This is a genomic window from Mesorhizobium abyssinicae (assembly GCF_049887195.1).
In the GTDB taxonomy this organism is placed as follows: domain Bacteria; phylum Pseudomonadota; class Alphaproteobacteria; order Rhizobiales; family Rhizobiaceae; genus Mesorhizobium; species Mesorhizobium abyssinicae.
The window spans coordinates 152,930-166,320 of record NZ_JARAKC010000003.1 but is presented as its reverse complement, the minus strand read 5'-3'; the positions used below and the strand labels follow the sequence as shown (position 1 = coordinate 166,320).

At 64.8% G+C, this 13,391-nt stretch carries 13 protein-coding genes and 1 other RNA gene; 11 read left to right on the top strand and 3 right to left on the bottom strand.

The features are described from left to right. Positions 1–203 precede the first annotated feature (203 nt). From PU724_RS08870 to PU724_RS08860, 3 genes are read right to left on the bottom strand one after another with little or no spacing between them, the layout of a single operon-like run. Positions 204–506, bottom strand: a complete 303-nt coding sequence (locus tag PU724_RS08870) for a Dabb family protein (RefSeq protein ID WP_354420231.1) — start codon at positions 504–506, stop codon at positions 204–206. A 10-nt stretch (positions 507–516) separates the two neighbouring features. Beyond that, a complete protein-coding gene (gene nudC, locus PU724_RS08865; protein WP_354420230.1) occupies positions 517–1,458 on the bottom strand; it encodes an NAD(+) diphosphatase in 942 nt (313 codons plus the stop codon). Positions 1,459–1,495: 37 nt separating this feature from the next. Further along, a complete protein-coding gene (locus PU724_RS08860) occupies positions 1,496–1,915 on the bottom strand; it encodes an HIT domain-containing protein (RefSeq protein ID WP_127285627.1) in 420 nt (139 codons plus the stop codon). 198 nt (positions 1,916–2,113) lie between these two features. On the opposite strand from PU724_RS08860, the gene ffs reads away from it, so the two are divergent. From ffs to PU724_RS08805, 11 genes are all read left to right on the top strand, one after another. Then, positions 2,114–2,210, top strand: an RNA gene (gene ffs / locus PU724_RS08855) — signal recognition particle sRNA small type. A gap of 105 nt (positions 2,211–2,315) precedes the next feature. Further along, positions 2,316–4,115, top strand: a complete 1,800-nt coding sequence (locus PU724_RS08850) for a DNA polymerase III subunit gamma/tau (RefSeq protein ID WP_354420229.1) — start codon at positions 2,316–2,318, stop codon at positions 4,113–4,115. Between the two features lie 75 nt (positions 4,116–4,190). Further along, the gene (locus PU724_RS08845) at positions 4,191–4,514 is read left to right on the top strand and encodes a YbaB/EbfC family nucleoid-associated protein (RefSeq protein WP_127310768.1); all 324 of its coding nucleotides are present in this window, start codon (positions 4,191–4,193) and stop codon (positions 4,512–4,514) included. 217 nt (positions 4,515–4,731) lie between these two features. Next, complete coding sequence (locus tag PU724_RS08840; RefSeq protein WP_354420228.1) at positions 4,732–5,733, top strand: cell wall hydrolase; 1,002 nt, start codon at positions 4,732–4,734, stop codon at positions 5,731–5,733. Positions 5,734–5,827: 94 nt separating this feature from the next. Further along, positions 5,828–6,433, top strand: coding sequence for a recombination mediator RecR (recR, locus tag PU724_RS08835; RefSeq protein ID WP_354420227.1), 606 nt, complete (start codon positions 5,828–5,830; stop codon positions 6,431–6,433). Between the two features lie 193 nt (positions 6,434–6,626). Beyond that, a complete protein-coding gene (locus PU724_RS08830) occupies positions 6,627–7,904 on the top strand; it encodes a lytic murein transglycosylase (protein WP_354420226.1) in 1,278 nt (425 codons plus the stop codon). Between the two features lie 256 nt (positions 7,905–8,160). Further along, positions 8,161–9,792: an ABC transporter substrate-binding protein gene (locus PU724_RS08825; protein WP_354420225.1), complete on the top strand. Its 1,632-nt coding sequence runs from the start codon at positions 8,161–8,163 to the stop codon at positions 9,790–9,792. Positions 9,793–9,808: 16 nt separating this feature from the next. Then, positions 9,809–10,870: an ABC transporter permease gene (locus PU724_RS08820; protein ID WP_354420224.1), complete on the top strand. Its 1,062-nt coding sequence runs from the start codon at positions 9,809–9,811 to the stop codon at positions 10,868–10,870. After that, complete coding sequence (gene nikC, locus PU724_RS08815) at positions 10,867–11,787, top strand: nickel transporter permease (protein WP_354420223.1); 921 nt, start codon at positions 10,867–10,869, stop codon at positions 11,785–11,787. Before PU724_RS08820 ends, nikC begins: the two co-directional genes overlap by 4 nt. After that, positions 11,784–12,632 (top strand): ABC transporter ATP-binding protein, encoded by an 849-nt coding sequence (locus tag PU724_RS08810; RefSeq protein WP_354420222.1) that lies wholly within the window; start codon positions 11,784–11,786, stop codon positions 12,630–12,632. The genes nikC and PU724_RS08810 overlap by 4 nt, the downstream gene beginning before the upstream one ends. Continuing rightward, a complete protein-coding gene (locus PU724_RS08805) occupies positions 12,629–13,375 on the top strand; it encodes an ABC transporter ATP-binding protein (protein ID WP_320255356.1) in 747 nt (248 codons plus the stop codon). The genes PU724_RS08810 and PU724_RS08805 overlap by 4 nt, the downstream gene beginning before the upstream one ends. Positions 13,376–13,391 lie beyond the last annotated feature (16 nt).

Below are 13,391 nucleotides of genomic sequence, written 5' to 3'. Positions count from 1 at the left end.
GCGAGACGCTTATGCTTCGTCATCCACGGGCGAAGCAAGGAGCGAAGCGACGCGCGCAGACCCGAGCATCCATGCCGTTGCGGTCGAGCGCCGCCCACGGTGCAGAATTCTGCTCCGCTGTGCCCTTTGGTGCGTCGCTTCGCCTGGGATGACGACCTCACGAAGGTCCGGGCCAATCTCAGACGTTGGCGCTCGATCCAATCTCAGCCAAAGCCAAGCGGCACATAATCGATTTCGAGAAATCTCTCGATCTCGGGCACCCAGCGGTCGCGGACGAAGGCGACATGGTCGGGATGTTCGTTGTAGCGGGTATAGGCCGCCTGGTCGGCGAACTCCATCGAGAAGCCGAACTGGTAGTCGTTCTTCGGGCTCACCTGCCGCAACTGCTCGAAATGCGTGACGCCCTTGATCCCGGTGAGGATCTTTTTGGCGTCGTGCAGGAAGCGCTTCGTTTCCAGCGACTGCAAGGGATGCTTCAGCGTGAACACGACGGTGTGACGGATCATTCTTCTGCTCCTATTCGCTGTCGACCCAGGCGCGGATGAGGTGATGCGCGATGGCCCCCTTGGGCGGCGTGATCAAGCCATCGGCATGCGTCCTGTCGAGCATCAGGCGCACCTCGTCGCGCGAGAACCAGCGGCAGTCCTCCAGCTCGTTGAGATCGGCCTGGATGTCGTCGTTGAGCGGCTCGCCGAAGCAGCCGATCATCAGCGAATAGGGGAACGGCCACGGTTGGCTGGCGTGGTAGACGACGCGGCCGAGCCGGATGCCGGCCTCCTCCAGCGTTTCGCGGCGCACCGCCGCCTCGATCGTTTCGCCGGGCTCGATGAAGCCGGCAAGTGCTGAATACATGCCGGGCCCAAAATGCCGGCCGCGCCCGAGCAGGCATTTGTCCGCCGTCACCGTCAGCATGATCGCCACCGGGTCGGTGCGCGGGAAGTGATCGGTGCCGCAGGCCGGGCAGTGCCGCCTGTAGCCGCCGGCGCGCATTTCCGAACGGTGGCCGCATTTCGAGCAGAAGGCGTGGCTGGCATGCCAGGCAAGAAGAGCCGCCCCTTGCGCCAGCGCGCCGGCCGCCGCCTCGTCGATCAGGCCCTGCATATAGACGGAGCGGTAGTCGATCGCTTTGACGGTCTCGGGAAGCTCTTCCGGCTCGATGCCCGCCGGCACCGCCAGCACCGGGCCGGCGTCGGAAAAGCCGAGCAGCACACCCTGGTCGAGCGCGACCTTGAACGGCTGGCTTTCCGGTGCCGCGAACCAGGGGTCGAAGTTGTCGGCGTCGAGTTTCAGGTAGAGCCGGCCGCCATGCATCAAGAGAAGCCGCGTCGCGGCATCGGCGAGCGCCTGTTCGACGGAGTCGTCGGCGCGCGTCTCCGACTGCCGGTCGATCGTGTTGCCGGCGAAGCCGACGAATTGGCTCGGCTCCCGCAAGGGCGCGTCAAACAGGCGGAAGGTCATGGGGACTCAGGGCTTCGGGGATGGACACGAGGTCAGCTTATAGCGCCGCCTTGATCGTTTCGGCAAACCGCCGGATCTCGGAACTGCTGTAGGGCTCGCGCAGGCCATGCCCCCAGACCGGCCCTGGCCAGGCCGCATCGCCCTCCGAACGGGCGATGACATGGATGTGCAGCTGGCGCACGATGTTGCCCAGCGCGCCGGTATTGATCTTGGTGCAGCCTGTCGCCTTCTTCAGCGCCTGCGCCACCATGTTGGTCTCGAAGGTCAGCATCGCCTGGTCGAGCGGCGTCAGGTCATGGATTTCCTCCACGCCCGGCCGCTGCGGCACCAGGATGAGCCATGGCCAGCGGCAATCGTTCATCAGCCTGAGTTCGCACAGGCCGAGCCACATCAGCTGCTCGCTGTCCGCCTCCAGCCTGGCGTCGAGCGTGAATCCGGCCTTGAGGCCCGGCAGCATTGGCGTTTCCTTCACTTTTGTGGGCATTGCAGCGTCTTTTGAGCCATGAACGCTAGAGCGGCTGCAATGGGGCTGCAAGCGAATCATTGGCCGATATTGCGGATTTGAAGGTCTTGCTGCCCCGCGGCACATCCGGTTTGGGCTGCTCAATCAGGTCTGCCCTTGCATTTCATCGCCGAATTGCCGATATGGAGCGCGGGAGGTTGGTGGTGGACGATCCACTCGCCAACCGGGTCAGGTCCGGAAGGAAGCAGCCCTAACGAGCCCGGAACGGGTCATTGTTCCAGCCTCCCGCCTCTTCGCCTTTCTCTCGCGACATTGACGGCGCCAAGCCGTGCGGGCGAAACTATGCGCAGGTATCGGCCGCCTTCCGTCGCGGTCCTGGGAGCTTTGACGGCGAATGAGCGAAGCCGGAAACTTGGGGACGGATAAGGCAGGCGCCTATCGCGTTCTGGCGCGCAAATACCGCCCCTCGAATTTCTCCGAGCTGATCGGCCAGGAGCCGATGGTCCGCACGCTGACCAACGCCTTCGCCTCCGGGCGCATCGCCCAGGCCTGGATGCTGACCGGTGTGCGCGGTGTCGGCAAGACGACCACGGCGCGCATCCTGGCCAGGGCGCTGAACTACAAGACCGCCACCGTCGACCAGCCTTCGGTCGATCTGTCGATCCCAGGCGAGCATTGCCAGGCGATCATGGAGGGCCGCCATGTCGACGTCATCGAGATGGATGCCGCCTCGCACACCGGCATCGACGACATCAGGGACATCATCGAGCGCGTGCGCTACGCGCCGGTCTCGGCCCGCTACAAGGTCTACATCATCGACGAAGTGCACATGCTCTCCACCCAGGCCTTCAACGGCCTGTTGAAGACGCTGGAAGAGCCGCCGCCGCACGTCAAATTCATCTTCGCCACCACCGAGATCCGCAAGGTGCCGATCACGGTCCTGTCGCGCTGCCAGCGCTTTGATCTGAGGCGCATCGATGCCGGCGCGCTGGTCGCGCATCTGTCGGCGATCGCCGCCAAGGAGGGCATTTCGGTCGACGACGACGCGCTGGCGATGATCGCGCGCGCCGCCGAAGGCTCGGCGCGCGATTCGCTCTCCATCCTCGATCAGGCGATCGCCCATGGCAGCGGCACGGTCAGCGCCGAGGCCGTGCGCGCCATGCTCGGCCTCGCCGACCGCGCCCGCATCGTCGACCTGTTCGAGCATGTCATGAAGGGCGACGTCGCGGCGGCCCTGGCCGAATTCCGCGCCCAGTACGACACCGGCGCTGATCCGGCCGCGGTGCTCACCGACCTTGCCGAATTCAACCACCTCGTCACCAGGCTGCGCTTCGTGCCGACGGCTGCCGACGATGCCTCGCTCTCCGAGGATGAGCGCCGGCGCGGCGGCGATTTCGCCAGCGCCCTGTCGGTGCGCGTGCTGTCCAGGACATGGCAGATGCTGCTGAAGGGCATCCCCGAAGTGCAGTCCTCCAACCGGCCGGTGAGCGCCGCCGAGATGGTGCTGATCCGCCTCGCCCATGCCGCCGACCTGCCGACACTGGACGAGGCGCTGAAATCGCTGGAGGGCGCTTCGCCGGTTCCGAATGGCGCGCCGCGCGCCAACGGGGCGCCGGCAAGCCCCGGCAATGGCGGCGCCAGCGCTGTGGCGCAGGCGCGCATGCCGTCCGCCGGTGGCGGCGCGCAGACGATGCGGCTGGTCGAAACCCAGCCCGTGCCCGCGGCCTTTGTCGCGGCGCCGGAACCGGTCGTCGAAACGCCTGCTGTGCCGGTGAAGTCCTTGGCCGACATTGCCGCCCTTGCCGATGCCAATCGCGACATCGCCTTCAAGGTGTTGATCAAGCGCTGCGTGCGGCCGGTGCGCATCGAGCCCGGCCGCCTCGACGTCAGCCTGACCGAAGATGCGCCGAAGATGCTGCTCAACGACCTGACCGCCAAGTTGCGTGCCTGGACCGGCCGCAACTGGCTGGTCTCGCTGTCGAAGGAAGATGGCGGGCAGACGCTGGCGGAGATGGAAACGACGAAGCGCGAGATCGCCTTCCTTGATGCCAAGAGCGACCCGACGGTCGCCGCCATCCTTGCCCGCTTCCCCGGCGCCAAGATCATCGATGTGCGGATTCCGGACGTGCCGGAAGTGGAAGAGGCCGAGGCCGACCTGGCGGTCGAGCCAGCGGCGGATGACGACGAAATCTAGAGCATGATCCCGAATAGTGGAAACCGGTTTTCGGACAAGATCATGCTCCAACAATGAACTGAAGAGGACATTTGGATGAAGGATCTTCTCGGCCTGATGGGCAAGGCGAAGGAAATGCAGGCCAAGTTCCAGGCCATGCAGGATGAGATCGCCACGCTCGAAGCCACCGGGCAGGCGGGCGGCGGCCTGGTCAGCGTGACGCTGACCGGCAAGTTCGAGATGAAGGTGCTGAAGATCGATCCGTCGCTGCTCAAGGAGGATGAGGCCGAGATCGTCGAGGACCTCATTCTCGCCGCCCACAATGACGCCAAAAATAAGGTCGAGCAGGTCATGCAGGAAAAGACCAAGGCGCTCACGGCAGGCTTGCCGATCCCGCCCGGAATGAAATTGCCGTTCTGAGCCGGCTGCCTCCAGTTAATTGATTATGAACGGAAATCGGACGCCGGGGCAGTTGTTAAGACATTCCCCGGCTTTGTTCACGCGGTCGTTTCCAGCCATTCATAAAGTTTTACCTATGCTGCACGAATGCTAATCCTTTAGCCATCTTTTTGCCTTTAAGAGTCTCATTCTTGCCACATCTCGGGGCGGGCTGGCATCTGGAAATGAGGCTTTTTTGTTGATCGCGACGCGATGGAAGACGCCGCTGCTGTTCCTCGGCATCGTCACTTCCCCCTTGCTTCTGGCCGGCTGCAGCCAGACCACTTCGCACGGCATGTCGGTGGCCAAGCTGACCGATGCCATCACGCCGAGTTTCCTGAGCTCGCGCTCCTACGGCGCCACCCCCAAGGACAGGGAATGCCTTCAAAGGGCGATGTTCTTCGAATCCAACCGGTCGAGCCGCGACGGCATGATCGCCGTCGGCACGGTCGTCATGAACCGGCTGCGCTCGGGTCAGCACGGCAGCACGATCTGCGAGGTCGTCGGCGAGAGGGGCCAGTTCGCGCCCGGCGTGATGACGCGGCCGATGAATTCCAGGGCGATGCCCGATGTCGAGGAGGCCGCCGACGCCGTGCTCAAGGGCGAGCGCAACGCCAAGCTGAAGAACACCATGTTCTTCCACACCGCCGGCCTGCGCTTCCCTTACAAGAACATGCACTACACGATGGTCGCCGGCGGCAACGCCTTCTACGAGAAGCGCGGCCGCAACTGGCAGCCGCTGCCGGACGAGCCGATGATCGCCATGGCCTCGGCCACGCCAAGGCAGCCGGCGCCTGCCGCCGCCCCGGTGCTGGTCGCGTCCGCCGAGCCGGTGGTCAAGACGATTGTCCATCCGGATCCGGCCAAGCAGGCCTTGATGACCGCTGCCGTGGAGCCCGCGTCCGCGGCCCGGACGGCAACGAACCGAGCCGGTGCTGCCGAGCAAACCTATGTGACCGCCGCCATTGCGCCTGCGGCGAAGGCGGGCCGCGTCGCGGCGAAACCGGTTGTGGTGGCGATGCAGGAGCCGATGGCGGAGCCGGATGCTTCACGTTTCGGCGGCGCCCTGAACAACCGCTACATCACCTCGGTGCCGAGCGCGCCGCAGGAAGCCGCGATGGGTTTCCAGTCGACGCCCGAGAACACCGATGCCATCGGCGCAATGATCGTCAGCCAGAGCCGGCCGCTCGAAGCCTACTGATCTGACCGGCAATCGATGGTCCGCCTGGCAGCATGGCGGATCATTCCCGCTGATGCATGTTCCAAACCGCTCTGAAAAATCCTAGATCAGTGCGATGTCGAAACGAATCGCCGGTCCAGAGATCGAACGCCTGATCCAGCTCCTGGCCAAGGTGCCGGGGTTGGGGCCGCGTTCGGCCAGGCGCGCCGCGCTCCATCTGATCAAGAAGAAGGAGCAGCTGCTTGAGCCGCTCGCCGCTGCCATGGGCGAGGCGGTAGACAAGGTGCGCATCTGCTCGACCTGCGGCAATGTCGACACCTCCGACCCCTGCATGATCTGCACCGATCCGCGCCGCGATGCCGGCACGCTGATCGTCGTCGAGGACGTCTCGGACCTCTGGGCGCTGGAGCGCGCGGCGGCGATGAATGTGCGCTACCACGTGCTCGGCGGCACGCTGTCGCCGCTCGACGGCATCGGCCCCGACCAGCTCAACATCCGCTCGCTGGTCGACCGGGTCGCCGGCGGCGAGGTCAAGGAGGTGATCCTCGCCGTCAACGCCACGGTCGAAGGCCAGACCACGGCGCACTACCTGACCGACCAGCTCTCCGGCTTCGAGGTCAAGATGACAAGGCTCGCGCATGGCGTTCCGGTCGGCGGCGAGCTCGACTATCTCGACGAAGGCACGCTGGCCGCCGCGCTGCGGTCAAGAACAGCGTTTTGAGATGATGTACCCGAGGATGCGCGCTATGACTGAAATGCATCCTTCGAAGCTCGTGCCAGGCACCCCCCTCTGTCCTGCCGGACATCTCCCCCTCAAGGGGGGAGATTGGCAGCTTCATCGGCCGCGTCCTCTTCCCCGCGCTGGTGATTGGCGAAAGCCGAACCGACAGCCAATCTCCCCCCTTGAGGGGGAGATGTCCGGCAGGACAGAGAGGGGGGCGACAGAACGCGGCTTTTCCAAGTACAGCTTCGTATTTCTTCTGCTCGCACTGCTCAGCCTCTTCCTCACCCTCCCAACCCGCGCCGCGTCCGTCGACGACCAGTTTCGCTCCTGGCTGCAGAGCGACCTCTGGCCGGAAGCCAAGGCCAAGGGCATCTCCAGGAAAACCTTCGACGAGGCCTTCATCGGCGTGAAGCCGAACCTGAAGCTGCCCGACCTCGTCATGCCCGGCGAGAAGCCGACGCCGCCCGAGAAGCAGCACCAGGCCGAGTTCGGGCCGCCCGGCGCCTATTTCGCCGAGAAGATTGTTCGCGCCGTCACCGCCGGCGGACGGACCCGCGAGGGCGCCAATGCGAGGGTGCTGGGGCTGATCGAGAAACGCTACGGCGTGCCGGGCGAGGTGCTTCTGGCGATCTGGGGCCGCGAGACCGGCTTCGGCGCGGCCAAGATGCCCTATGACGCCTTCGAGGTGCTGGGCACCAAGGCCTTCATGTCGACCAAGAAGGATTTCTTCCGCACCGAGGTGCTGGCGGCATTGGCGATCGTCGAGCGTGGGCTGGCGCCGGTCAACGCCATGAAATCGTCCTGGGCGGGCGCGCTCGGCCAGCCGCAATTCATGCCGACCTCCTTCCTCAAGCATGCCGTCGACTTCGACGGCGACGGCCGGCCCGACATCTGGAATTCGACGCCGGATGTGCTTGCCTCGATCGCCAACTATCTCGTCCACTATGGCTGGGTGAGGGGTCGCGGCTGGGGAACCGAGGTGATCGTGCCTGCCAAAGTATCCTGCTCGCTCGAAGGGCCCGACCAGGGCAAGAAGATTGCCGACTGGGTGGCGATGGGCATAAGGCGCGCTGACAACAAGGCGTTCCAGGCAAGCGAGCTCAAGGCCGAAGGCTTACTTCTGATGCCGGCCGGCCGCAGCGGACCGGCTTTCATTGTCACGCCGAATTTCTATGTGCTCAAAGAATACAACACCAGCGACCTCTACGCGTTGTTCATCGGCCATGCCGCCGACCGCATCGCCAGGGGGGATGCCACCTTTACCGCAAACTGGGGGCCGGTCGGCGACCTCCACCGCTCCGACATCGCCGCCCTGCAGCGGGCGCTGGAGGCCAAGGGCTACGACGTCGGCAGCGCCGATGGCCTGCCGGGCTTCAAGACGCGCCGCTCGATCGGCGACTGGCAGGCAAAGAACGGTCGCGCCGCCACCTGCTTCCCCGACGCCGCCCTGGTCGCCGCGCTGAAGTAGCGGCAAAAATAGCAAGATTTTCCCCCTTGGCGGCGCCAATTGGCCGGCTCATGCGTCGCCCGGCCACCACCCGTTCTGGTCCAATAGAGAGGTCCGCAAATGCGCGTTGCGGGCTTCGGCACCGCCCGATATGGTGTTGACCAACTGGACAAAAAACAGGACGGTAGCGCCCGGAAAACGCGCGACCTAGAAAAGAATTTCGCAATCCTGAGCCGGGAACTCAGGTCAACAACCAACAGAACAGGGAACGATCACCATGATGCTGGAAAAGTTTGCTCTGCGTAGCTTGCTTGCGGGTGTGGCGATGTCTGCGCTGCTCGCCGCGCCCGCCTTCGCCGTGACGCCCGCCGACACGCTGGTCGAAGGTTTCGCGTTCGACGACATCATCACCATGGATCCGGGCGAGGCGTTCGAACTGTCGACCGCCGAGGTCACCGGCAACACCTATGACCTGCTGGTCCGCCTCGACCTCGGCGACACCTCCAAGGTCAAGGGCGATCTTGCCGAGAGCTGGGCCGTTTCCGATGACGGCTTGACCTATACCTTCAAACTCAAGCCCGGCATGAAGTTCGCCTCCGGCAACCCGATCACTGCTGCCGACGTCGCCTATTCATTCGAGCGCGCCATTAAGCTGGACAAGAGCCCGGCCTTCATCATCAACCAGTTCGGCATCAGCGGCGATAACGTCACCGAAAAGGCCAAGGCCGTCGACGACACCACCTTCCAGTTCGTCGTCGACAAGGCCTATGCGCCAAGCTTCGTCCTCAACTGCCTGTCGGCAACGGTCGCGTCGGTGGTCGATGCCAAGCTGGTCAAGGAACATGTCGCGGCGGTCACGCCGAGCGCCGACTACAAATGGGACAATGATTTCGGCAATGCCTGGCTGAAGACCGGCTACGCCGGCTCCGGCCAGTTCAAGCTGCGTGAATGGCGCGCCAACGAGGCCGTCGTTCTGGAGCGCAACGACAACTACAATGGCGAGAAGGCCAAGCTCGCCCGCGTCATCTACCGCTACATGAAGGAAAGCGCGGCGCAACGTCTGGCGCTCGAGGCCGGCGATATCGACGTCGCCCGCAACCTCGAGCCGAACGACCTCGACGCCGTCGCCAAGAACGCCGACCTCACCACCACCAGCGCGCCCAAGGGCACGGTCTATTACATCAGCCTCAACCAGAAGAATCCGAACCTCGCCAAGCCGGAGGTTCGCCAGGCGTTCAAATATCTGGTCGACTACGATGCCCTGAGCTCGACCATCCTCAAGGGCATCGGCGAGATCCACCAGTCCTTCCTGCCCAAGGGCGACCTCGGCGCCATCGACGACAATCCGTTCAAGCTCGATGTCGCCAAGGCCAAGGAACTCCTGGCCAAGGCGGGCCTGCCGGACGGCTTCAGCGTGACCATGGACGTGCGCAGCAAACAGCCGGAGACAGGCATGGCCGAGTCGATCCAGCAGACGCTGGGTCAGGTTGGCATCAAGCTTGAGATTATTCCGGGCGACGGCAAGCAGACGCTGACCAAGTATCGCGCCCGCAACCATGACATCTATATCGGCCAGTGGGGCCAGGACTATTTCGATCCGAACTCCAACGCCCAGACCTTCGCCTCGAACCCGGACAATTCCGACGCGGCCAAGATCAAGACGCTCGCCTGGCGTAATGCCTGGGACATTCCGGACCTGACCAAGGAGACTGAGGCAGCACTTCTGGAGAAGGATTCGGGCAAGCGCGCAGATATGTACAAGGACCTGCAGAAGAAGATCGTCGACACCAGCCCCTTCGTCATCATCCACCAGCAACTGGAAGTGGCTGGTCTGCGCAAGAGCATCAAGGGCTTCGCGCTCGGCCCGAGCTTCGACACCAATTTCGTCGGCGCAGTCTCGAAGGAATAGTGTCGGCGGACGCCGCGTGAGCGCGGCTGAAACCCAGGCGGCGGCGGGGCGCGGCAGCGCCCGAGCCGTTTTGTCGTCGCTCGGCCGTTTCCTGGTGATCGCGGTGACGACCTATCTCGGTCTTCTTGCGGTTACCTTCTTTATCGGCCGCGTCATTCCGATCGATCCGGTTCTGGCCGTGCTCGGCGACCGGGCTCCCACCGCCGTCGTCGAGCGCACGCGTCGCGAGATGGGCCTCGATTTGCCGTTGATCGAGCAGTTCTTCATCTATGTCAAAAGCGCCCTCAGCGGCGATTTCGGCACATCGGTGCTGACCACAAATCCGGTGATGTCCGACATTCGCCGCGTCTTCCCGGCGACCATCGAATTGGCGACGCTGGGCACGATCATCGGCGCCGTCATCGGCGTGCCGCTCGGCGTACTGGCAGCGGTGAAGCGGGGCAGTCTCATCGACCAGATCGTGCGTATTATCGGACTGATCGGCTATTCCGTGCCGATCTTCTGGCTGGGACTGCTCGGCCTCGTCCTGTTCTACGCCAAGCTGCAATGGGTGGCCTTTCCTGCGCGGCTCGACGTCGTCTACGAATACACCTTCACGCCGATCACCGGCTTCTACCTCCTCGACGCGGCGATGCAGGGGCAATGGGATGTCTTCTACGACGCCTTCCGCCACATCATCCTGCCGGCCTCGCTGCTCGGCTATTTCGCGCTCGCCTATATTAGCCGCATGACCCGCTCCTTCATGCTGAACGAACTGGCGCAGGAATATATCGTCGCGGCGCGCGCCAAGGGCCTGTCGGAAACGCGCATCATCTGGGGCCACGCGCTGCGCAACGCAGCGGTTCCGATGGTGACGGTGATCGCGCTTTCCTATGCCAGCCTGCTCGAAGGCTCGGTGCTGACCGAGACCGTGTTCTCCTGGCCGGGCATCGGCCTCTACATCACCAATTCGCTGCAGAACGCCGACATGAACGCCGTGCTCGGCGGCACCATCATCATCGGCTCGGTCTTCATCGGCATCAATCTTCTCTCCGACCTGCTCTACCGCGTGCTCGATCCGAGGACCAAGGCTGCATGAGCGCCGAGACCATCCAGAGCCGTCGCGAATGGCTGCTCAGCGAGCGGCCGGCCTCGCGCATGCAGGCAAGGCTCGGCCGCGCCTATGTGGCGTGGCGGCGCTTCTCCGCCAACCGGCTGGCGGTTCTCGGCCTGCTGATCATCATCGCCCTGCTGGTGGTCGCCGCCTTCGCCGACGTGCTGGCGCCCTATTCGCCGACCGTCGGCGACCTCAAGAATGCGCGCCTGCTGCCGCCCGGCGCCGCGCACTGGTTCGGCACCGACGACCTCGGTCGCGATATCTACTCCCGCATCGTCTACGGCTCGCGCTGGACGCTCTATGTGGTGATCCTCGTCGCCGTCATCGCTGCGCCGATCGGCCTTCTGGTCGGTACGGTCGCCGGCTACGCCGGCGGCTGGACCGACGCCGTCCTGATGCGCATCACCGACATCTTCCTCGCCTTCCCGAAGCTGGTGCTGGCGCTGGCCTTCGTCGCCGCGCTTGGCCCCGGCATCGAGAACGCCGTGCTGGCGATCGCCATCACCTCCTGGCCGCCTTACGCCCGCATCGCGCGCGCCGAGACGCTGACCGTGCGCAATTCGGATTTCATCAAGGCGGTGCAACTGATGGGCGCCTCGCCGTTCCGCATCGTGCTGCGCCACATCATGCCGCTCTGTATCTCCTCGCTGATCATCCGGGTGACGCTCGACATGGCCGGCATCATCCTGACTGCCGCCGGTCTCGGCTTCCTCGGCCTCGGCGCGCAGCCGCCGCTGCCCGAATGGGGCGCGATGATCGCGTCAGGCCGGCGCTTCATCCTCGACCAGTGGTGGGTGGCCGCCGCACCGGGTGCCGCCATCCTTATCGTCAGCCTCGGCTTCAACCTGCTCGGCGACGGCCTGCGCGACGCGCTCGATCCGAGGAGCGGCGACCAATGAGCGCGCAGTCAAAGGGGCCACTCCTCGACGTCGAAGATTTGCGGGTCACCTTCCCGACCCGCACCGGCCTGGTCCAGGCGGTGCGCGGCGTCACCTTCTCGCTCGGCCGCGAGCGGCTGGGCATCGTCGGCGAGAGCGGTTCCGGCAAATCGCAGACCGGCCGCGCCATCATGGGCCTGACCGCGCCGCAGGCCGAGGTCTCGGCCAAGAAGCTCAGCTTTGACGGCATCGACCTGCTCTCCATACCGTCGCGCCAGCGCCGGGCGCTGCGCGGCAACCGCATCGCCATGATCCTGCAGGATCCGAAATATTCGCTCGACCCGGTGATGAGCATCGGCCGCCAGATCGTCGAGACGCTGCGCACGCATGAGCGCGTCTCAAAGGCCGAAGCGCGCGAGCGGGCGCTGGCCATGCTGGAGGCGGTGCAGATCCGCGATCCCAAACGCGTCTTCGACCTCCACCCCCACGAGGTGTCAGGCGGCATGGGCCAGCGCGCCATGATCGCCATGATGCTGATCGCCGGGCCGGAGCTGATGATCGCCGACGAGCCGACCTCGGCGCTCGACGTCACAGTGCAGCTCGACGTGCTGAACATCCTCGACAGGCTGGTCGCCGAGCGCGGCATGGGCCTGATCTTCATCTCGCACGATCTGCGCCTGGTCTCGTCCTTCTGCGACCGGGTGATCGTCATGTATGCCGGCAAGGTGGTCGAGCAGCTCAAGGCTTCCGAGCTGCGCGACGCCCGGCATCCCTATACGCGCGGCCTGCTCAACTGCATGCCGAGGATCGGCTTCGAGCGCCATCCGCTGCCGGTGCTCGACCGCAAGCCGGAGTGGGCTGCATGACCGCGGCGCTTTCCGTCGACGGAGTGGAAGTGATCTTCGATCGCTTTCGCGCGCTGAAGGGCGTCAGCCTCGAGGTCAGGGAAGGCGAGTCCTACGGGCTGGTCGGCGAGAGCGGCTCCGGCAAATCGACGCTTCTGAGGGCAATCGCCGGCCTGGCGCCGATCGCCTCAGGCAGCATCACCGTCAACGGCAAGACCCTGGGCAAGAAACGTGACAAGGCCTTCTACCGCGAGGTGCAGATGGTCTTCCAGGACCCCTACGGCTCGCTGCATCCGCGCCAGACGGTCGACCGCCTGCTGCAGGAGCCGCTCGCCATCCACGGCTTTGCCGACGGCGAGAAGCGCATCGAACGCGCGCTGGACGAGGTCGGTCTCGGCAATGGTTTTCGCTTCCGCTACGCGCACCAGCTCTCCGGCGGCCAGCGCCAGCGCGTCGCCATCGCCCGCGCGCTGATCCTCGAACCCTCGATCCTGCTCCTCGACGAGCCGACCTCGGCGCTCGACGCCTCGGTGCAGGCGGAGGTGCTGAACCTGCTCGAAGAGGTGCGGCGGCGGCGCAAGCTGACCTTCCTGATGGTCAGCCACGACCTCGCCATCATCACCCATATGTGCGAGCGGCTGATGGTGATGCAGAATGGCGAGGCAGTGGAGACGCTGACCGCGAGCCAGTTGATCGGCCACCGGGTCAGCGAGGACTATACGCGCAACCTGCTGAGGGCGAGTGAGGGGTTTGTGAGGGCGTAGCTTCTGTGCCGCGCAA